18 protein-coding genes are annotated in these 20627 nt (G+C 70.0%); 11 read left to right on the top strand and 7 right to left on the bottom strand.

Annotation, left to right across the window (positions count from 1 at the left end):
- Positions 1–15: 15 nt before the first annotated feature.
- Complete coding sequence (locus OG496_RS20395) at positions 16–1203, bottom strand: glycosyltransferase family 4 protein (RefSeq protein WP_405971892.1); 1188 nt, start codon at positions 1201–1203, stop codon at positions 16–18.
- Positions 1204–1441: 238 nt separating this feature from the next.
- On the bottom strand, positions 1442–2419 hold the full coding sequence (locus tag OG496_RS20390; RefSeq protein WP_405971891.1) for a DUF3068 domain-containing protein: 978 nt from the start codon (positions 2417–2419) through the stop codon (positions 1442–1444).
- Positions 2420–2748: 329 nt separating this feature from the next.
- Here OG496_RS20390 and OG496_RS20385 point away from each other — a divergent pair, with 329 nt between their 5' ends.
- The 4 genes from OG496_RS20385 to OG496_RS20370 all read left to right on the top strand — a co-directional run bounded on the left by OG496_RS20385 (position 2749) and on the right by OG496_RS20370 (position 5904).
- Positions 2749–2901: a hypothetical protein gene (locus tag OG496_RS20385; RefSeq protein WP_327404313.1), complete on the top strand. Its 153-nt coding sequence runs from the start codon at positions 2749–2751 to the stop codon at positions 2899–2901.
- 28 nt (positions 2902–2929) lie between these two features.
- Positions 2930–4147, top strand: a complete 1218-nt coding sequence (locus tag OG496_RS20380; RefSeq protein WP_405976653.1) for a helix-turn-helix domain-containing protein — start codon at positions 2930–2932, stop codon at positions 4145–4147.
- A 144-nt stretch (positions 4148–4291) separates the two neighbouring features.
- Complete coding sequence (locus OG496_RS20375; RefSeq protein WP_328683543.1) at positions 4292–5065, top strand: IclR family transcriptional regulator; 774 nt, start codon at positions 4292–4294, stop codon at positions 5063–5065.
- On the top strand, positions 5062–5904 hold the full coding sequence (locus tag OG496_RS20370) for an SMP-30/gluconolactonase/LRE family protein (protein WP_405971890.1): 843 nt from the start codon (positions 5062–5064) through the stop codon (positions 5902–5904). Before OG496_RS20375 ends, OG496_RS20370 begins: the two co-directional genes overlap by 4 nt.
- Positions 5905–5998: 94 nt before the next feature.
- Here the strand turns inward: OG496_RS20370 and OG496_RS20365 are convergent, their stop codons facing one another.
- Genes OG496_RS20365 through OG496_RS20350 form a run of 4 tightly spaced genes read right to left on the bottom strand, consistent with a single transcriptional unit; the run spans position 5999 to position 10300 of the window.
- Positions 5999–7186, bottom strand: a complete 1188-nt coding sequence (locus tag OG496_RS20365; protein ID WP_405971889.1) for an MAB_1171c family putative transporter — start codon at positions 7184–7186, stop codon at positions 5999–6001.
- Positions 7183–8388, bottom strand: coding sequence for an MAB_1171c family putative transporter (locus OG496_RS20360; protein WP_405971888.1), 1206 nt, complete (start codon positions 8386–8388; stop codon positions 7183–7185). Before OG496_RS20360 ends, OG496_RS20365 begins: the two co-directional genes overlap by 4 nt.
- The gene (locus OG496_RS20355) at positions 8385–8921 is read right to left on the bottom strand and encodes a toxin (protein ID WP_405971887.1); all 537 of its coding nucleotides are present in this window, start codon (positions 8919–8921) and stop codon (positions 8385–8387) included. Before OG496_RS20355 ends, OG496_RS20360 begins: the two co-directional genes overlap by 4 nt.
- Before the next feature lie 38 nt (positions 8922–8959).
- On the bottom strand, positions 8960–10300 hold the full coding sequence (locus OG496_RS20350; RefSeq protein ID WP_366491046.1) for a DUF6545 domain-containing protein: 1341 nt from the start codon (positions 10298–10300) through the stop codon (positions 8960–8962).
- 259 nt (positions 10301–10559) lie between these two features.
- Between OG496_RS20350 and OG496_RS20345 the strand changes: the two genes are divergently transcribed.
- The 5 genes from OG496_RS20345 (at position 10560) to OG496_RS20325 (ending at position 16310) form a co-directional block, all read left to right on the top strand.
- Complete coding sequence (locus OG496_RS20345) at positions 10560–11909, top strand: extracellular solute-binding protein (protein WP_405971886.1); 1350 nt, start codon at positions 10560–10562, stop codon at positions 11907–11909.
- Positions 11906–12844, top strand: coding sequence for a sugar ABC transporter permease (locus tag OG496_RS20340; RefSeq protein ID WP_366491048.1), 939 nt, complete (start codon positions 11906–11908; stop codon positions 12842–12844). The genes OG496_RS20345 and OG496_RS20340 overlap by 4 nt, the downstream gene beginning before the upstream one ends.
- Positions 12841–13713: a carbohydrate ABC transporter permease gene (locus OG496_RS20335; RefSeq protein WP_405859126.1), complete on the top strand. Its 873-nt coding sequence runs from the start codon at positions 12841–12843 to the stop codon at positions 13711–13713. Before OG496_RS20340 ends, OG496_RS20335 begins: the two co-directional genes overlap by 4 nt.
- A 21-nt stretch (positions 13714–13734) precedes the next feature.
- Positions 13735–14703, top strand: coding sequence for an arabinan endo-1,5-alpha-L-arabinosidase (locus OG496_RS20330; RefSeq protein ID WP_405971885.1), 969 nt, complete (start codon positions 13735–13737; stop codon positions 14701–14703).
- A 92-nt stretch (positions 14704–14795) separates the two neighbouring features.
- Positions 14796–16310: an alpha-N-arabinofuranosidase gene (locus OG496_RS20325; RefSeq protein WP_405971884.1), complete on the top strand. Its 1515-nt coding sequence runs from the start codon at positions 14796–14798 to the stop codon at positions 16308–16310.
- 12 nt (positions 16311–16322) lie between these two features.
- On the opposite strand, the gene OG496_RS20320 is transcribed toward OG496_RS20325, so the two are convergent.
- Positions 16323–19298, bottom strand: a complete 2976-nt coding sequence (locus tag OG496_RS20320) for a glycoside hydrolase family 35 protein (RefSeq protein ID WP_405971883.1) — start codon at positions 19296–19298, stop codon at positions 16323–16325.
- 118 nt (positions 19299–19416) lie between these two features.
- On the opposite strand from OG496_RS20320, the gene OG496_RS20315 reads away from it, so the two are divergent.
- Both OG496_RS20315 and OG496_RS20310 read left to right on the top strand, forming a co-directional pair.
- Entirely contained in the window at positions 19417–19890 is a 474-nt protein-coding gene (locus OG496_RS20315) for an Rrf2 family transcriptional regulator (RefSeq protein ID WP_366491053.1), read from the top strand.
- Positions 19891–19926: 36 nt separating this feature from the next.
- Positions 19927–20496, top strand: a complete 570-nt coding sequence (locus OG496_RS20310) for a TlpA family protein disulfide reductase (RefSeq protein WP_405971882.1) — start codon at positions 19927–19929, stop codon at positions 20494–20496.
- Positions 20497–20627: the final 131 nt, after the last annotated feature.

Genomic DNA, 20627 nt, shown 5'->3' with positions numbered 1-20627 from the left:
GCCCCCGCAGCCAACTCACGACCCCCAGCCCTTCACCGCCTCACCGGCCACCAAACGAAACTGTCTGACCGTCCGATCCCAGCGATAGCGCCCCGCACGATCCCGCGCCGCCTTACCCATGACCTCACGCCGAAGCCCGGACAGGGCCAACGTGCACCAGGCGGCGGCGAAGGAGGACTCTCCACGCGCCAGGACACCCGTTTCACCGTCGACGACCGAGTCCCGCAGCCCAGGTACGTCGAACGCGATCGCCGGAGTCTCCCGAGCCGCGGCCTCGGTCACCACCAGGCCCCACCCCTCCAGCGCGGACGGATGCAGCAACAGCCAGGCCGCACACAGCAGTTCGTGTTTGCGAGCCTCAGAGACGTGTCCGGTGAACTCCACGCCAGGACCGGCGAGTTGCTCAAGACGCTCCCGCTCAGGCCCGTCCCCAACGATCAGAAGCCGCCCGCCGGTCACGGGACGTACCCGCTCCCACAACCGCAGCAGCAGGTCGATCCGCTTGTACTCGACCAACCGCCCCACCGCCACGAAAAGCGGCTCGACGGAACGCTCGGCCCGGGGTCCCGGCTCCTCAACTCCGTTGTGGACAAACCGGATCCGGTCCCGCTCGACCCCGATCCCGTGCAGCGCATGCGCCGTCGAGGGAGAGACCGCGACCAACAGGCCGCGATTCTGCGCCCCGGTCAGCGCCCAGTGTTCGAGTCTTCGCCCGATCCTCGCCGCCGGTGCCATCGGCCCGCCGAACCGCATCTTCCACAGATCCGTGTGGACGTGGTTGACCAGACACAGGGTGGGCCCGTGATGCCATACGGGAGCGAAGTACGGCATCCCGTTGCACACCTCGACCAACAGGTCGCAGTCACCGATCTGTTGGGCGAAGGCGGAACGGGCGCGCAGGAAATGACCGTACGCACCGCCCGCCGACACCACGCGATAGTCGCGGTAGGCAGCTGGGCCACCGCACAACAGGGTGACCTGGTGGCCGAGTCGGGTGAGGCCGTCGGCGAGTCTGTCCACGAGGAGTTCGGAGCCGCCGGCCTGGGCATTGCCGAGGTCCCGGTGGGCGAGGAAGACGATCCGGCGCGGTTGCGGCACCGGCGCCGGGGGGTGCTGCGCCACCGGGGGGAACGGGGCGCGGTGGGGGTCCCCCCGCCCGAGCAAATTCGAGGGTGGGGGAGTGTAGGGCACGTGCTGGGGCATGGGTGCTCCAACTCGTCTCAGGGTGCGGAACGTTGGCGGATCAAGGTGCGGAACTGTGGCGGATCAGGGCGTGGAACTCTGGCGGAAATCCCCGGGGTCGGAGCGGGAAAGGGCGGGGCGCGGGGCGGAGTTCTGTGGGTGGGCTGTGCCGGGGTGGGTTGGACAGTTTTCGCCCCGGCGTTCCCGACGGCTACTCACCCGCATGACAATTTCCGGGGTTATTAGAACTGACGTCACGTCACATCGTGGGTGGATACTCGGGTGAAGCGGGAGATTCCGGGCGCCTGCGGCCGCGTAGCACCAAAACGCCACCCGCCGCGGCGAGGGCGAATCCGGCCACAGCGGCACCGATCGGCAACGACCGTCCCACCAGGCGCAGTTGGCCGCTCTCCTGCTTCGCCAGTTTCACCTGTTCCTTCTGCGTGGCCGTGGTGAACGCGAGCTTGTCGGCGTCCAGGAGGAGGACCGCGTCGTAGGCGTGACCGGGGGCGCGCAGGGTGCGGCGGGGGCCCGTCCGGGCGTAGATCACCCGGCCGGTGCGCTGGTCGACGATCAGCTCGATGCCGTGGTTGGAGTACCACTCCTCGGCCAAAATCTGGGGGGAGTTGGGCTGGTCGACGAGGCTGCCGGGGACCAGGCGGGTGCCGATCTTCGAGGGCGGGACCGTGCCCTTGAAGACGTAACCCGAGTAGCCCTGCACCTTCTTGGTCCCCGCGTAACGCAAAGTCACCGTCGCGCCGAGGGAGTTGTCCCACCACTGGTACGGCTGTTTCCGCACGTCGAATGGGAACTTCAGGAAGGCGTCGCCCTCGAAGTGCGGGTTCTCGTGGCAGCAGTGCACGGGCTTGTTGGTCTTACGGTCCGTGACCCAGCGGTTGGGGAAGAACTCCAGCGCGTCGTGCGGATCGGCGGCCGGCAGGGACTTGTCGGTGTCGACGGTCGTGGTGACGTCCCAGACCGCGTCCCCGCTCTTCTCGCTGTCGGCGACATCGCCGCGCACCTGCTGGGTGACGGTGATCCGCTGGTCGTCCACGGTCCGCAACTCGCCGGTGTCGAAGTAGCTTCCGGTGCCCCGGTAGACGGCGGTCGTGTCGATGTCGATCGGGGTCACGGCGGCCCGCGGTTCGACGTACCACGCCAGCAGCGGCGCCAGGACCAGCAGAAACGTGCCAAGTCCCAGCAGGATCAAGGAAAATGGAGAGGTCGTACGGCGCATCCGGACACTCCAGTGAAAGTTGGTGACGGAGTTCGGGCCGCTCTGGGCCCTGTCGTCACACTCCCGTCGTCCGCCCGTAGGGCGGGCCCCGCGGCGTCTGGTGCGTGCAGCTGCAAGGCGGAGGAGGGAGTCGACGCGGAGCGTCGGCGACCGACGACAACGCCGCAGATGTGCGTGCCAGGCGTCGCGGGGCAGACGGGAGTGTGACGACAGGGCCCTTGGGCCGGGAACCGTAGGCGCCCCTTGACGGAGTGTCAATGTCTGCCGACACTGGGCCGACGGGCAGGGGCAGGGCGCACGGACCTCAGGACAGAGAGGCTGACCCCGCGATGCCCAGACTGCTCGCCGCCGCACTCACCATGGTCCTGGCCGCCGCCCTCGCCGTGGGCGCCGCGCTCGGTGTCGTCGCGCTGCTGGACGCGAGACCGGCCCAGCCGAACACGCCGCTGGTCACGTACGAGCAAGCGGGCCAGGGGAGTTGACCCCGTGTCCGCACCACCGGCGACCGTGATGCCGCGCTCGGCGTGGCACGACGTACCGCATGTCCAGGTACGGGAGTTCGCGGCGATCGCCATGGCCGAGGCGCCCGCGCTCGCCGAGGAGATCCTGCGGGAGATCCGCCGTGAGCATCCTCAACTGCCCCTGGTGCTCGACGAGTCGGGTGAGCCGATGGCTCTGGTCGGGATCCGTCGTGCCATCGAGGTCTTCGTCCAGCACCTGGAGACCGCCGAGGGGCGTCCGACCGTACCGCCGGGCGTCTTCCAGGAGTTCGGGCGCGGCGAGGGACTGCACGGCCGCAGCCTCGACTCGCTCCAGGCGATCTACCGGATGGGAGTGCGGCTCGCCTGGCGGCGGCTGGCCGAGATCGGGCAGCGGGTCGAGATTCCGCCGCCCGCGATGTACGCGCTCGTCGACGCGGGTTATGAGTATCTGGACGGGCTCGTCGACCAGTCCGTGCGCGGTTATGCCGAGGCTGCCGCGCGGCAGGCGGGGGAGCGGCTGCGGCTTCAGCGGCGGCTCATGGAACTCCTCCTCGCCGAGCATCACCGGGGCGACCCGACCGAGGCCCTCGCCGAACGCGCCGCCCGCATCGGCTGGCCGCTGCCCGACAAGGTCGCCGTGGGCGTCCTGCTGCGCCCGGCCCGCGAGGCCGTCGCCCCCGCCGTGGGGCAGGAGGTACTGCTCGACATGGAGTACGAGCAGCCGCGCATGGTCGTGCCCGAGCCGGACGCCGCCGGGCGGCCCGAGCTGCTGCACCGGGCGCTGACCGGCTGGGCCGGGGCGATCGGGCCGCCGGTGCCGCTGGCCGACGCGGTGAAGTCGGCGCGCTGGGCCGAGGCGGCCGTAGGGCTGATGGAGCGGGGGCTGTTGCCGGGCGGGGGTGTTCTGTACTGCACCGAGCACACCGAGGCGCTGGTGCTGCTGCAGCCGGAGGAGCTGATCGACGATCTCGCGCTGCGGTGTCTCGCGCCGCTTGAGCACTCCGGGCCGACGCACCGGCGGCGGCTCGCGGAGACCCTGCTGGCGTGGCTGGAGACGCGGGGCGGGGCGCCGGAGGTGGCCGCGCGGCTCGGGGTGCATCCGCAGACCGTGCGGTACCGCCTGCGGCAGATCCGCGAACTGTGGGGGGACGAGATCGACCACCCGGACCGCCGGTTCGAGCTCGAACTGGTGCTGCGCGCCCAGCGGTTGCGTGGTGAACTGGGCGATCCCAGGGCCGCTCGGTAGTCACATGGTCACGCGACCATTGCCCGTGCAACCCTCTATGGCTAGCCTGTGTTCGTCATGCCGATCGTCAGTTGAAATTTCGAACACGACGCTCGGTGCGACACCCCATACAGCCACTCGCAGACACCTAGAAGGGGGCCGGTTGTGGGACGACTCGTACCTGCCGTGACCCGGGCTCTCGATATCCTTGAGCTCTTCCTCGACGGGGACGGGACGCTCTCCGCCCCCGACATCGTGCGCAAGCTGCAACTGCCGCGCACGACCGTGCACGAACTGGTCACCACCCTCGCCGCGCGGTCGTACATCGTGCCCGTGCCCGGACAACCGGGACGTTACCGGCTCGGAGTCCGTCCGTACCAGCTCGGGAGCCGATACGCCGAGCAGCTCGACCTCGCCGCCGAGGGGCAGCAGGTTGCCCGGTCCGTCGCCGAGACCTGCGACGAGACCGTGCACGTCGCGATCCTCGAAGGCACCGACGTCATCTACATCGCCAAGGTCGACTCCACGCACGCGGTGCGCATGGTGTCGGCGGCCGGCCGTCGGCTGCCCGCGCACTGCACGTCCGTGGGCAAGATGCTGCTCGCCTCGCTGCCCGAGCCGGAGCTGACCGCGCGCATCCCCGCGGATGTGTCGTTGGTCGCGATGACGCCGAACAGCATTGTCGAGCCGGGGGCGCTGCGGGAGGCTCTCGCCGAGATCCGGTCGCGGGGGGTCGCCGTCGAGAGCCGTGAGTCGAATCCGGATGTGTCGTGTGTCGCGGCGCCGGTCCGGGACCGTACCGGGCAGGTTGTCGCCGCTCTCTCCATCTCCGTTCCCATGATCCGGTGGAGCGACGAGCGGCGGGTGGAGCTGGAGCAGCTCGCCGCGAAGGGCGCGGTCGAACTGTCGGAGCGGCTCGGGCATCGGAGCGTGGGATGACGTACGAGGTGGCTGTACGGGCCGAGGCGACGCTGGGTGAGGGGCCGACGTGGGACGCCGCGGCGGGGCGGTTGATCTGGATCGACATCCTTGGGTCCCGGGTGCACACGTACGACCCGTCGTCGGGGCGTCGGACGGTTCGGGTGACCGAGCAGCATGTGGGGGCCGCGAAGCCCCGTGTCGGTGGGGGGCTCGTTCTCAATCTGCGGGACGGGGTCGGGCTTGTCGATCCGGACGGGGAGTTCCGGTGGTTGCATCGGGAGCCGGTTGCCGGGCGGCGCGCCAATGACGCGGCCGTCGCGCCCGACGGGGCGTTGTGGGTGGGCACGATGCGGTACGACGAGGCGGCTTGTGGGGGCACGTTGTCGCGGGTTGCCGGGGACGGGTCCGTACAGCTGATCCTCGATGACGTGGCCGTGAGCAACGGGACGGGGTGGAGTCCTGATGGGCGGTTGATGTACTACATCGACTCGCCTACCCGTCGGATCGATGTGTTCGAGTACGCGGACGGGCGGGTGTCGAAGCGCCGGCGGTTCGCGGAGGTCGAGGTCGGCGCCGGGTTTCCCGATGGGCTCACCGTCGATGCCGACGGGTGCGTGTGGGTGGCGTTGTGGGGTGGAGGTGCGGTGCGGAGGTACACGCCGGACGGGGAGTTGGAGCGGGTTGTCTCGTTGCCGGCCTCGCTGGTCACCGCGTGCGCTTTCGGGGGTGCGGATTTGACTGACCTGTACGTGACGACTGCTCGGGTGGGGCTTGAGTCGCCGCATCCTGTTGCTGGGTCGCTGTTGGTTGTGCCGGGGGCCGGGAAGGGAGTGGCGCAGCCTGCCTTTGCGGGGTGATGAGGGTTTGTGCTGTGGCTGTCCGCCGGTGGGGGCCGGTCGCGCCCACGCGGCGGAGCCGCACATGGACACAGCCCCGCGCCCCTGGGGAATCTCAGTCCCCTGAACTGTCCAGGGGCTCCAGTGTTTTGCTTTCCGCCGGGGTCGCCGCCAGGCGTGATCGTGCCAGGGCCCTTGCCAGCTCTACCAAGCCGCCCGTGTCGGAGACCTCTGTGGCGTAAAGGCGGTACGTGCTCGGGGTGTTGAAGGGGTCCTCGCGGGCGGCGGCTCGGCGGGCGGCGTCGGCGACCATGGCCGCTTCGGCGGTCACCCGGGCCTCGTGGGCGGAGTGGCCCTCGTGGAGGGCGGCGTGGCGGGTGCGTTCGCGGAGGTGGTCGTCGAAGTAGGGGGTGAGGGCCAACAGGCCGTCGTGGATGGAGACTTCGCGCCAGTGGAGGCGCATGCGGGGGAGCTGGCGCAGGGCGCTGGGGGGCTTCGGGGCGATGGACGCGAAGCGGACCTCCGACCACAACGGGCCCAGCCCGCGCAGGTCGTTGAGGTCGCGCCAGTGGGCTCGGGCCATGGGCAGGAGTCGCGGAAGGGCGAAGCCGGCTGAACAGGTCAGGGCGGCCAAGGAAGCCATCGGCGGGGCGACACCGGTGGACAGGAAGTCGAGGTTGTGCCCGGTCCAACGGGCCACCAGCGCCGTGTACTTGACGAGCTGGAAGCCGACCACGTCCAGCAGGGTGCCGAGGAGGATCAGCTGCAGGCCGGTCCTGAGCAGGCCGGTCACCTCGCGGGCCCAGGTGACGCACACCGTGCACAGCGCCAGGGTGGCCGCGCTGTGCCCGAGCAGGTAGAGCACGATCATCTCGCGCATGTACGGCGTCCCGGCGTAGTACGTGTCGAGGTCGGTGAGCCGCTCGGTGCTCGGGTCGGCCAGCGTGAACAGCACGACGATGGTCACGATGAGCGCGCCGTAGGCGGCCATGCTGCGCAGGACCATGCGGCGGATCCGGGCGGGGGAGCCGCCCCGCCAGTGGATCAGCAGGACGAGCAGGGAGCAGCTGTACGCGGAGAGCATGCCGTAGGTCAGCGGGGCACCGAAGTTGGGGACGCCGGTGAGGCGGTTGACCGCGCGCAGGGTCAGCGGTGCCGAGCAGACCAGGGCCAGCGAGCCGAGGACGATCGCCGCGCAGGTGGACACGGTCAGCGGGTCGCGCGGGATCCGCCAGGGGCGGCGCAGCAGCACGGTGCAGGACAGCCCGAAGACGGCGGCGGCGAGATACACCATGAGGCTCATGTCCGGGTGCTCCCTTCCGTCGTGCCGGTGCGGACCCGGGCGGCGGCGACGAGCGGGGAGCGGGTCAGCGCGTCCGCGATGGGCAGGAGGAGGGCGGTGCCGGGGGCGCGGTCGGGGAGCCCGCCCGGTTCGTCGGCGGGCGCGGGGCGCGGGTCGCTGTCGCGTTCCTCCATGTCACGTTGCCGCTCCTCGGCCACGGCCGCCGTGACGACCGCCGCCCACGCCGTCGCCTCGGCCTCTTCCGGGTCGCCGGTGGTCCGTGCCGCGGCCTCCAACGTCCTTTCGTACAGGGCCCGGTCGAAGAACGCGTCCAGGTGGCCGAGCGCGTTGTGGATGCTCGTCTGCCGCCACACCAGCCGGGTCGTGGGGGAGGACCAGCGCGGCCGGGGCAGCCGTAGCGCGCGGCGGGTGAGGAGTTCGGCCAGCTCGTGCTCCAGCGGTTCGAGACCGGCGTACGTCCGCCGGGCCTGCCGCCACTGGGTCAGCCGGGGGCCGGTCAGCGGGATCAGGACGCCTACGACGGTCAGCACCGCGCCCAGTCCGGCGGCGACCGGCGAGACCGTCGTACCGAGCTTCGTCCAGTCCTGGCCGCACCAACGGGCAATGACCGCCGCGAACTTGGTCAGGCTGTACCCGGCGCCGCACAGCGAGCCGACGCCCAGCGTGATCAGGCCCGCGCGGAGCCAGCCGTGCACCTGCCGCGCCCAGCGCAGCGCCGACACCGCGGTGACACTGACGGCGGCGAGGTGCCCGGCCAGGTACAGCACGATCATCTCGGCGATGAACGGCGTGGTCGCGTAGTAGGTGTCCAGGTCGGTGCGGCGCTCCACGGGGGTGCGGCCCAGCGCGAACGTCACGGCGATGCCGATGAGGATGAAGGTGTAGGCCACGATCCAGCGGCGGGCGGTGCGGTGGACGTGCGGTCCGCCCCGCCAGTAGACGATCAGGACCTGCGAGGAGGCGCCGTACGCGGTGACCGACGCGTAGGTCAGCGGCGCGGCGAGGTTCGGGATGCCGCTGAGGTGGTTGATCGCGCCGACGGTGGGCGGCGCCCCGAGGAGGAAGCAGGCCCCGGCCAGGCCCAGGAACACGCAGATGACACGGAGATAGGGGTCGTGCCAGTGGCGTATCAGGTCCGGGGCCTTCACCAGCACGCCCAGCCACAGCAGGCCGCAGCTGAGGTAGTCGATCAGGCTGCTCATTTTCTGGTCCCGCGGTAGTTGAGGGCGGCGCCGATCCGCCCGGCGACACCCTGCGTGCCGTCGTCGGCCGCGGCGGGGTCGTGCGTGGGGTTCGCTGTGGCCGCTGCCTGGAGCCAGGGTCGCAGCCGGCCGCTCATCAACATGCCGAACCTGTCCGCCTCTTGTTCGTCGGCGAGGCTGAAGTCGGTACGGGCGGCGACGGGCCGGGGACTGCCGTCGGCGGTCGGCGCGGGCGCGGGCTGCGCGGTCCGCTGGTGCATGTGCCACACCTCGTGGCAGAAGATCACGATCTGGTGCCAGGCGGCGGCCCGCTTGTCGATGACGATGACGTCGTAGGTGTCGCCCTCCAGCCACAGTCCGCTGGCGGTGTGCGGCGGGAACACCTCGCGGCGGACGACGATCTCACGCCCCCGCCAGCGCGTGACGGAGTCGACCAGCGCGTCGAACAGGGCCTCGGGATCGGCCGGGACCGGGACGCGCATGGGATCGATGAGGGCACCGGCGAACCGGCGCATCTCCTTCTTCGTGCGCACCGCTGCAATATGCCAGGACATACGCCGACTCAGCCACCTCACCGTCGCCGCGGCAGCAGGAAGCGGGGCGCTTCCGCGGGATGGACGGGGGGAGTACGGCGGCCGGGCTCCGTCGAACTGGCCGGTTCCGTCCCGGAGTTGGCCCGAGCCGCGGAATTGGCCTGAACGGCACCCACCGTCTCCGCCGCGCCGGCCCGAGTCCCCTCACCCCGCACCGCCATCCGCACCGCGTCGATCGCGTCGCGGTGGCGCAGGGCACGGGAGACGGGCCCGATCTCCTGGAGGAGGTCGGCGGTGTCGGGATGGCCGGTGCTGTCGTCGCGGCGGCCGGAGTCGATGGCGTCCAGGATCGCCACCGCCGCCGCGAGGGCCTTCGCGCGGGCCGGGGTGCAGCCGAGGCGGAGGGCGGCGCGGTGGGCGCGGGTGCGGAGGTCCTCGTCGAGATGGCGGGCGAGGGGGAGGAGGACGTCGCGGATGTACGTCTCCCGCCGGATCAGGCGCAGTTCGGGCGCCGCGCACAGCAGGAAGGGGACGCCGTCGCCGTCGACGGAGCGCATCAGGACGTACAGCGGCCGGAGTTGGTGGTGGGCGAGGCGTACGCGCAGGCGGCCGTGCAGGAACTGGCCGGTGTGCGGCAGGATGAAACCGACGGCGATCAGGACGGCGGCGAGGGAGGCCGCGCACGGAGCGACGTCCGTGCTGAGCGCGTCGAGGTCGTGTCCCGTCCAACGGGCCGTCACCGCCGTGAGTTTGGCGAGATCGAAGACGAGGCTCAGCGCGTAACCGGCGCCCAGGAACCTCAGTCCCCAGCGCAGCCAGCCGTGCAGGGCGTCCGCGCGGACCCAGTTCCAGATGAGCCGCACGGTGATCAGCGCGGCCACGGTGTGCGCGAGCAGGTAGAGCAGGATCTCCTCGCGCATGAAGGGCGTGCCGGCGTAGTACGTGTCCAGGTCCCGCACCCGCTCCACGGGCACGTCGGCGAGGGCGAACAGCACCCACAGCGCCACGATCACACCCGAGTAGACGGAGATGATCCACCGTCTGGCACGCCGGGTCGCGTTCGAACGGTCGGACAGCCCGTTGCGCCAGGCCACGATGAGCAGTAACCCGGCTCCGCTGAACGCGGTGAGCAGCGAATACGCCCACGGCGCCGCGAAGTTGGGCACCCCGGTGACCCGGTTGATCCAGCCGATGACCGACGGCGTCACGGACACGAACAGCGCGCAGGCGAACAGCAGCAGCCCGCCGACCGCCCGCAGCAGCGGGTCCCGCCACATCCGGATGACCGCCGGCAGCTTCAGCGCGAGGGCGGCGCCGAGGACCGCCGTGGGGACCCACACGAAGGACGTGTACAGCTCGCCGAGGAAGGTCGTCACCACGTCGTACGCTCCCCCTTCCCGCCGTCCGCTGCACAAGCCGGTCCGAGGTTACGCGCCCACAACTGCCAACGTCATGTCGTCCGGTGGCCGTTGTGGGACCGGGAACGACCGCTGTGTCCGGAAATCGCCCCCGCGAATGAACTGTGCACTGTGTCGAACCCATTGACGCGCAAGCGCTTCGATTTTACGGTCCCGTTCGAAGTTGCGAGCAGCATTCGACATGTCGAACACGACGGGACCTCTACAGCAAGGGCAGGCAATGGGACGACCTGACCTGAATCGCAGGCACCTACTGGCCACGGCGGGCGGTCTCGCGGTCGCGGGCAGCCTCGCCTTCGCCGCTCTCGGCACCGGCGCCGACGCGCTCGCCTCCGGCGCGGACACCCGGGTGCGCTACTGGAACCTCTTCAGCGGCGGCGACGGCGCCAACATGATCGCGATGCTGGACGCCTTCCGCGCGGAACACCCCGGCATCGACGTCAAGGACTCCACCCTCCAGTGGGGCAACCCCTTCTACACCAAGCTCGCGATGGCCGCCGCGGGCAACCACGCACCGGAGCTCGGCGTCATGCACATGGGCCGCGTCGCGGGCTTCTCGCCGGGCCGGCTCCTCGACCCGTGGGACGAGGACCTCCTCGCCAAGTACGGGGTGCGCAAGGCCGATTACAACCCCGCGCTGTGGAACCGCGGTGTCATCGACGGCAAGTTGTACGCCCTGCCGCTCGACATCCACGTACAGCTCTGCTTCTACCGCAAGGACGTCCTGAAGAAGGCGGACCTCCTCGGCGACGACGGCCGGATGATCCAAGTCACCTCAACCGACGAATGGTTCGGCGTCCTGAAGAAGGCCAAGGCGGTCCAGAAGAAGGGCCTGCAGACCATCGGCCTGTGGACCAACGACCAGAACTTCCAGTGGTGGTTCTTCGTCGCCTTCTACACCCAGCTCGGCGGCAGATGGTTCGACGACGGCGACACCCAGGTCCTCTTCGACACGGACAAGGCCACCCAGGTCCTGGAGTTCTTCCGCCGGCACGTCACCGACGGATACGTCATCCCGGGCGCCCCGACCGGCGAACAGTTCATCAACGGCGCCCCCTTCACCTGGGAGGGCGACTGGTCCGTACCGGTCTTCTCCGGGGCGAAGCTGGACTACGGCGCGACCCCGTTGCCGCCCGTCTTCGGCAAGCAGGCGACGCACGCCGAGTCGCACTCCTTCGTCCTGCCGCACCAGGCGGGCCGCGGCGGCGCCACCAACGAGGCCGCGCACGAACTGGCCGCGTACGTCGTCACCCACGCCCTGCAGTGGGCGGCCGGCGGCCACATCCCCGCGTACACGCCGACGCTCTCCACGGCCGCGTACAAGAGGCTCACCCCGCAGAACGAGTACGTCTCCGCGATGTACCACCAGGCCACCGAGCCGAAGGTGTGGTTCGCGGGCTCCACCGGCGTCCTCGCCCAGGACCTCGGCCCCCTCGTCGTCTCCTCGACGATGGGCTCCGCCAAGCCGGCCGCCGTGGCCCGGACGATGAAGAGCCACCTCACCAAGCTCCTCGCCTCGAAGAACCCGATGGACGGCAGGACCGCAGCGCAAGGAGGTGCAGCCGCATGACGACCAGTGCCCAGACCGTCATCGCACCGGCGCGGGCGAGGACCGCCACCGCCACCGCGACCGTCCGCCGCAACCAGGGCTTCCAGCACGGGGGTTGGTTCGTCGCCCCGTTCCTGGCGCTCTTCACCCTGTTCGTCGTCTGGCCGCTGCTGCGCGGCGTCTACCTCAGCCTCACGGACGCCAACATTTCCGGCGACGGCGCGAACTTCATCGGCCTCGACAACTACCGCGAGGCCCTGCACGACCGGGCGATGTGGGACGCGCTCGGCCACAGCGCGTACTTCACCCTCCTCGTCGTGCCCTGCATCACGGTCCTCGCCTTCCTGCTCGCGATGCTCGCGCACCACATCGAGCGCGGGAAGTGGCTGTGGCGGCTGTGCTTCTTCGCGCCGTTCCTGCTGCCGTCGACGGTCGCGGGCAACATGTGGCAGTGGCTGTTCACCCAGGGGATCGGCCTGTTCAACGAGACCTTCGGGCTCACCACGCCCTGGCTGACCGACAAGTCCTACGCGATGCTCGCCATCGTCATCGAGACCCTCTGGTGGACGGTCGGCTTCAGCTTCCTCCTCTACCTCGCCGCGCTCCAGGGCATCCCCGACCACCTCTACGAGGCCGCCAAGCTCGACGGCGCGAACGCCTGGCACCGCACGGTCCACATCACCCTGCCGATGCTGCGCCACATCACCGGCCTGGTGATCGCGCTCCAGGCCCTCGCCTCGCTCCAGCTCTTCGACCAGGCCGTCGTGATGATGGACTTCGGCCCCGGACCCGAGCTGAGCACCCGCTCCTTCGTCCAGTACACCCTCGAACAGGGCTTCACCAGCTACCGCGTCGGCTACGCCTCCGCGATGTCCGTCATCTTCTTCGTGATCATCGCGGCCGTGGCCCTCGCCCGGATGGCACTGCTCCGCACCCGTGAGGAGGGCACCCGATGAGCACCACCCAGCCACGGCTCAAGTCCCTGCGGACCAAGCCCCGCAGGCCCTGGACACCCAGCCAGATCGTCCTCACCCTCCTCGGCGCCGCCGTCTCCGCGCTCTTCGTGGCGCCGATCGCCGCCGCCCTGTTCACCTCGCTCAAGTCCGAGGCCGAGGCGGCCGAGATCCCGCCGCACTGGCTGCCCCAGGTCTGGACGGGCCAGGCCTGGAAGGCCCTCTGGAAGACCGGCAACATCACGGACTGGTTCGTCAACTCCCTCGTCGTGTCGATCCTCGTGACGGCCATCGTGGTCACCGTCGCCGCACTCGCCGGATACGGCTTCGCCCGCACCGAGTTCAAGGGCAAGTCAGTCCTGATGGGCGCCGTGATGGCGGGCCTGATGATCTCCCCGGCCGTCCTCGGCGTCCCCCTCTTCACCACCGTCCAGCAGATGGGGATGGTCGACACCTACTGGGGCATGATCCTGCCCCAGTGCGCGCCCGCCGCGATGGTCTACATCCTCTACAAGTTCTTCCAGGGCATCCCCCGCGAACTGGAGGAGGCCGCCTTCATCGACGGCGCGGGCCGCTGGCGGATCTTCTTCACCATCGTCGTCCCGCTCTCCCGCCCCTCCCTCGCGGCGGTCGGCATCTTCACCTTCATCGCCTCCTGGAACAACTTCCTGTGGCCGTACATGGTGACCAACAACCCCGACCTGATGACCATGCCGAACGGCATCGCGACCGTCATGAACTCCTACGGCATCCAGTGGGCCCAGCTCATGGCCGGCGGCCTCATGGCGGGCCTGCCGCTGATCATCGTCTTCGTCTTCTTCCAGCGCCAGATCGTCGCGGGCGTGGCCCACACCGGTCTGGCCGGCCAGTAACTCACCTTCGGAGGTACTGAGTTGAAGCACCACAGACTGGCGACCCTGCTCGCCGCAGCAGCGATCGCGATCCTCCCCACCACGGCCGGGGCCGCCGTCACCTACCCCGACCCACAGCCCATCACCGGCCAGCAGATCATCCACGACCCCACGGTGATCCGCCTCAAGTCCGGTTCCTACGTCGCCTATTCGACCGGCGGCGTCATCGGCGCCCGCACCTCCAAGGACCGCGTCCAGTGGGACGACGCGGGCAACGCCTTCGCCGCGCCCCCGAGTTGGTGGTACGACTACAACTCGACCGGCGACCCCTGGGCCCCCGACCTCTCCTACCGGGACGGCCGTTACTGGCTCTACTACGCCGTCTCCTCCTGGGGCACCAACCACTCCGCGATCGGCGTGGCAACGTCCCCGACGGGCCTCCCCGGATCGTGGACCGACCAGGGCAAGGCGTTCACCTCGGAGACGACGGACGCCTGGAACGCCATAGACCCGGCCATCGTCCAGGCCGACGGCAGACTCTGGATGGCGTTCGGCTCGTACTGGACGGGCATCCGCCTGGTCCGGCTCGACCCCGCCACGGGCAAGGCGATCCCCGGCGCGACGGTCGCCCAGCTGGCCACGCGCCCGGACGCGCCGTACGCGGTGGAGGGCGCGTATGTGCTGAAGCACGGCGCCTACTACTACCTCTTCGCGTCGTACGACGCGTGCTGCGAGGGCGTGAACTCCACGTACAAGATCCGGGTGGGCAGGGCGAGTTCGGTCACGGGCCCGTACGCGGACAGCACCGGTAAGCCAATGCTGGCGGGCGGCGGCGACCTGCTCCTGGCAACCCACGGCCGCTACATAGGCCCGGGCGGAGAATCCATCTTCCAAGACAAAGGTAAGGATGTCTTGGCATACCACTACTACGACGGAGACGATAACGGCACCCCAAAGCTGGGGCTCAACACCCTGAGCTGGACAGACACCGGCTGGCCAAAGCTCCTTTAGGGGCGCGGGGCTGTGTCGATGTGCGGCTCCGCCGCGTGAGCGCGACCAGCCCCCACAAAGCCGCAGACGAAACTCAACCTGGAAAGGCCCGCATGCGCACCGCCCGCTTCACCCTCGACCCCGCCTTCACCATCGGCGAAGTCAACCCCCGCCTCTTCGGCTCCTTCGTGGAACACCTCGGCCGCTGCGTCTACACCGGCATCTTCGAACCGGACCACCCCACCGCGGACGACGCCGGCCTCCGCCAGGACGTCCTGGACCTGGTCCGTGAACTGGGCGTGACCGCCATCCGCTACCCCGGCGGCAACTTCGTCTCCGGCTACAAGTGGGAGGACTCGGTAGGCCCCGCGGAGACCCGCCCCCGCCGCCTCGACCTGGCCTGGCGCTCGACGGAGACGAACCGCTTCGGCCTCTCCGAGTACATCGCGTTCCTGAAGAAGCTCGGCCCGCAGGCGGAACCGATGATGGCGATCAACCTCGGCACCCGGGGCGTGGCCGAGGCCCTGGAACTCCAGGAGTACGCCAACCACCCCTCCGGCACGACCCTCTCCGAGCAGCGCATCGCGCACGGCGACAAGGACCCCTTCGGCATCAACGTCTGGTGTCTCGGCAACGAGATGGACGGCCCCTGGCAGACGGGCCACAAGACCGCCGAGGAGTACGGCAGGATCGCCGCCGAGACGGCCCGCGCGATGCGCCAGATCGACGCCGGTGTCGAACTCGTCGCCTGCGGCTCCTCCTCCCAGGCCATGCCGACCTTCGCCGAGTGGGAGTCGACGGTCCTCCAGGAGACGTACGACCTGGTCGACTACATCTCGCTGCACGCCTACTACCAGCCGACCGACGGCGACCTCGACTCCTTCATCGCCTCGGCCGTCGACATGGAGTCCTTCATCGAGAACGTGGTCGCGACCGCCGACCACGTGGGCGCCCGCCTCAAGTCGAAGAAGAAGATCAACCTCTCCTTCGACGAGTGGAACGTCTGGTACACGTCGGACTGGGAGGAGCAGACGAAGAACGCCGACCCGGCCGAGTGGCCGGAGGCGCCGCGGCTGCTGGAGGACAACTACAGCGTCATGGACGCGGTGGTCTTCGGCTCGCTCATGATCGCCCTGCTCCGGCACGCCGACCGCGTCACCGTCGCCTGCCTCGCCCAGCTCGTCAACGTCATCGCGCCGATCATGACCGAACCGGGCGGCCCGGCCTGGCGCCAGACGACGTTCTTCCCCTTCGCGCAGGCCTCGCAGTACGGCCGCGGCCAGGTCCTCGACGTCCGCGTCGACTCCCCGAAGCACGGGACGCGGAAGTACGGTGAGGCCGACCTGCTGCACGCCACCGCCGTGCGCGGCGAGGACGGCTCGGTCACGGTGTTCGCCGTCAACCGCAGCCGCACCGAGTCGCTCCCGCTCGAAGTCGGCCTGAACGGCCTCGACTTGACGTCGGTCGTCGAGCACAGCGCTCTCGCGGACGCCGACCCGGACGCCCGCAACACCCTGGCCGACCCGGAGCGGGTGGCCCCGCACGAGGTCGAGGGGACCACCCTCCAGGACGGCACCCTGACCGCCGTACTGGAGCCGCTGTCCTGGAACATGATCAGGATCAGCTGAACCCCATGGGTGTCACCGGCCGGGGGAGGCCACCGGCGAAACCGGTACTCCTCCGGCCGCACTCCCCAACAGCGTCAGCCGTACGTCCTTCGGGCCCGCCGGTGTGGTGCCGTCGGACAGGACGGCCAGGGCGAGTGTGTTGGTGCCCCGGGTGAGGAGGATCCCGTTCGGCAGGGCGAAGGTGTGCTGCGGGCCCACGTCGTTGATGTACTGGCCCATGTTCCAGCCGTTGAGGAAGATCTGGACGCGGTAGGCACGCGTCGGGTCGTCGTCGAGGACGAGGCCGATCGAGGCGTCGATGCCGGTGTCCACGGCGAGCTTGAAGGTGGTCCGGTACCAGGCCACGCCCTGCCGCTTGTCGGCGCGGGGGAGGGTGACGGCCTCCCAGCCGGCGTCCGCGTACCCCGGCAGGTGCCAGCCCTCCCGCTCGCCGTACAGCCCGCCGTTGTTCTGCGGCCCGCGCACCGGATCGGGGGTCGTCTCACCCTGGAGCCGCCAACTCACTTTCGGGGAGGCGCCCTTGAAGGTCGCCGCCGTCAGGCCGCGGGCCACCTTGTGGGTGTCGAGGGCCTTGCCGTCCTGGTCGTGCTGCATCCGCCGCACCAGCACGGAGAGGACATGTGAACCGGCCGTGCGCACCTTCTCCGGGATCGGCAGAGTCGCCTTCGCCGTCCAACTGCCCTGCCGCACACTGCTGTTGGTCGGGACCGGCATCCGGTGGGTGCCGAGCGGTTCGCCGTCGAGCCAGGCCATCAACAGGCCCTGCGTGCCGGTGCTGTAGGCGAGGGTCACCGACTCCAGGGCGTCGGTCGTGGCCGTGGTGAAGCGGCCGCGGTACCAGACGTCCCCGTAGTGGAAGCCGTAGTCGTCCGCGAAGAGCAGCGGCTGCCCGGAGGGGATGGCCGTCGTGCTGAACGTCGAAGTCCTGTTCGCCGGCGTCCACTTGGAGTCGTCGAAGGCGACCGCGGCCTCCTGGTTCTCCACCTTCCGCCGCCAGCCGTCGAGTGCGGGCAGCGGTACCGCGGGCACCCCGGGCAGCAGCGCGTCCGGGTTCGAGCGCAGGCTGCCCGCGTTGGTGACGGTCGAGGGCACCGCCTGCCCGTTCCAGGTGACGTCGGTGATACCGCGCGGGCCCCACACCTCCAGGCCGGTCTCGCCGATGGTGTCGCCGGTGAGGTGCGCGGTCGTCCCGCTGACCGTGGCCTCGCGCAGCAGCGCCGGGCCGTAGACCAGGGCGGTGCCCGAACCGGTCTCGTACGGCCACAGGCGTACGGAGCCGGCCTCGTCGGCGAAGACCAGCAGGAGGGAGTTGTCGACGCCGCCGGCCTGGACGAGGACCCGGGTCAGGCCGCCGATGCCGAGCGGGACGGTGACGTGCAGGAGACCGCGGTCCCAGACCCAGGCGGCCTGCGCGTCGAGCCGGGTCACCACCGGCTCCTCCGGGCACTCGACCACGATGTGGGCCATCTCGCCACGCGTCCCGGCGAACACGGCGATGTCCTGCCGGCCGGCGGTGAGGGACATCATCGGCGTGATCGTCGAGTACCTCAACTTGCGTCCGCTGAGGGCGAGTTGGGTGACGAGGAGCCGGGCGTCCTGGGCCGGGACGGTGACCTCGATGTCGTCGGTCGTGGTGGGCAGCGTCGAAGTGACCGCCTTCGTACCGTCGTTGCGCAGGACGTAGACATGCGCGCCGGTGTCGGCGTTGGTGAGGTGGTAGACCTTCAGGCCGTCCGCCTTGACGTCCGCCGCCCGGTCCAGCTTGGCGAAGTCGGGCACGGTCCGCAGCAGATGGCCGAGCTGGTGCATCGGCACGAGCTTCGCGGTCGCGTTGCGGCCCTCGTCGAAGGCGGCGCCGTAGTCGTACGACGTGTAGACGACCGGCGCGGGCAGCCAGCCCCACGAGGTGCCGCCGAACGTCATGTAGACGCTGTGCAGGGTGAGTCCGTTGGCGAGGTTGGTGAGATAGAAGCGCCGTTCGTACGCCGCGTCACGCGTCCGGCGCGACTCCGCGTACCCCTTGCCGTCGAACCAGGACCCGCCCCATGGATCGAACCAGCCGCCACCGAACTCCGGCACGAAACCAGGGGTCTTGGGGCTGGCGGTGGCCCCGCCCTTGGCCCCGCCGATTCCGTAGTGCCCCCAGTCCGGCGGGAGTTGGGACGGCGAGGGATACCCGTCGAAGCCGTACAGCCAACCGCCCTTGTCCGCGCCGGTGTCGAAGGACCCCGGGGTCCAATAGCCGTTGCGTCCCTTGTCGTTGTGGAACAGGGGGACGTCGATGCCGTCGGCGCGCACCTTCTTGTACAGGTGGGACATGTAGGCGGCGCCGGACGGCTGGGTGGTCTGGGCGTCGTACTCGTTCTCGATCTGGTAGAGCAGGACCGTGCCCGTGCCCTGGGTGAACAGGTGCTTGGAGACGATGGAGTCGACCCGGGTGAGCCACTCGTCGACGTGCGAGAGGTAGGTCGGGTCGGCGGTGCGGGCCGTGCCCTTCGTGGCGATGAGCCAGCCGGGGAAGCCGCCCGCGTCGATCTCGGCGTTGATGTACGGGCCCGGGCGCAGGATGACGTAGAGGCCGGTCTCGGCGGCCATGCGCAGGAACAGGTCGAGGTCCCGGACGCCCGTGAAGTCGTAGCTGCCCTGGGCGGGGGAGTGGTAGTTCCACGAGACGTAGATGCTGACGGCGTTGTAGCCGAAGGCGCGCATCTTCTGCAGGACGTCGCGCCACAGGGACGGGCTCGGCAGCCGGAAGGGGTGCATCTCGCCCGACCACAGGACCAGGCGCTTCCCGTCGACGATCAGGGAGTAGCGGTCGTACCCGATCGTGTGCGGCTGTCCGTCCGCGGCCGGTGGTGCGGGGGCCGGGCCGGTCGGTACGACATGCGCGGCGTACGCGTCACCGCTGCCGCCGCTGCCACCCCCCAGCGCGAATCCGAGCGCGGCCGTGCCCGCGAGGGTGCTGAAGGTACGCCTGCTCAGCTCCACTGGAAGCTCCTCCCGGGTCCGGTCCGTCGGCGGCACGTGCGAAGCCATTTTCCGTGGTCGTCCCAGGAGGCCGTCGTGCGGGGCCATTCTCTACGCCAGAACGGACCACAATGGACGCATGAGGATCTCGGCACGGGCGGATTACGCGGTACGGGCGGTACTGGAGCTCGCCGTACGGGGTGACGACGGCCCTGTGCCGGACGGTCCGGTGAAGGCCGAGACCATCGCCACCGCGCAGGACATCCCGCACAAATTCCTGGAGGGAATTCTCGGTGACCTCCGGCGCGCCGGGATCGTCGACAGCCGGCGCGGCGGGGGCGGCGGCTACCGGCTGGCCCGCGCGGCCACCGCGATCACCGTGGCGGACGTCATACGCGCGGTGGACGGCCCGATCGTGTCCGTCCGCGGCGAACGCCCCACCGGCCTCGCCTACACCGGCACCGCCGAACCCCTCCTCCCCCTCTGGATCGCCCTGCGCGCCAACGTCCGCAAGATCCTGGAGGGTGTCACCCTCGCGGACATCGCGGCGGACGCGCTGCCGGAGCCGGTACGGGCGCTGGCGGCGGAGCCGGCGGCCTGGGAGAACCCCTGACCTCGTCGCCGCAGCGCGCTGAGGACAATGACCGTGATGACGACGATGATGACAACTCGACGCGCGTGCACGGCTGTTGCCGCTGCCTGCGTGATCCTCGCGGGCTGCTCCTCCCCGGAGGCGGTCAGCGATGCCGGTCCCGGTGATCCGCTCACCCGGACCTTCAAGGAGGGGCGGCGTCCCGCCGTAGCGGATCTGACTGGGACCTCGTTGGACGGGGACGCGATCCGGCTGTCGGACTACCGGGGGAAGGTCGTCCTGATCAACGCCTGGGCGTCCTGGTGCGGGCCCTGCCGGGCGGAGGCGCCCGAGCTGAAGCTGATCCAGGAGACGTGGGGTGATCGGGGGCTGCGGGTGTTGGGGCTCGACAATGACAGCCGTCGGTCCGCCGGGCTCGCGTTCCAGAAGGACCACCACCTGGGCTATCCGTCGCTGCACGATCCTTCGGGCAAGCAGGCCCTACGGCTGCCGCGCGGCCTGGTGAACACGCAGGTGATGCCGTACACGATCGTCATCGACCCGGCGGGGAGAGTGGCGGCGACGCGGATGGGCGCGGTGACGCGCGACCAGCTCGCGAAGATCGTCGAGGCGTTGCTGCCGACGTAGCACTCCGGTGTATGTCGTGCTGTACGGGATGTGGGCTGCCGCCCTGGCGTACTCGGTCCGTGCCCATCGCCGGGAGAGGGCGCTGGAGACGCGGACCGAGTCCGAGTCCGCCGGAGGGCGGCAGCCGCTCG

Origin of the sequence: Streptomyces sp. NBC_00988 (genome assembly GCF_045162645.1) — a bacterium.
Taxonomy (GTDB): domain Bacteria; phylum Actinomycetota; class Actinomycetes; order Streptomycetales; family Streptomycetaceae; genus Streptomyces.
This window is presented reverse-complemented; position numbering and strand designations above follow the sequence as displayed.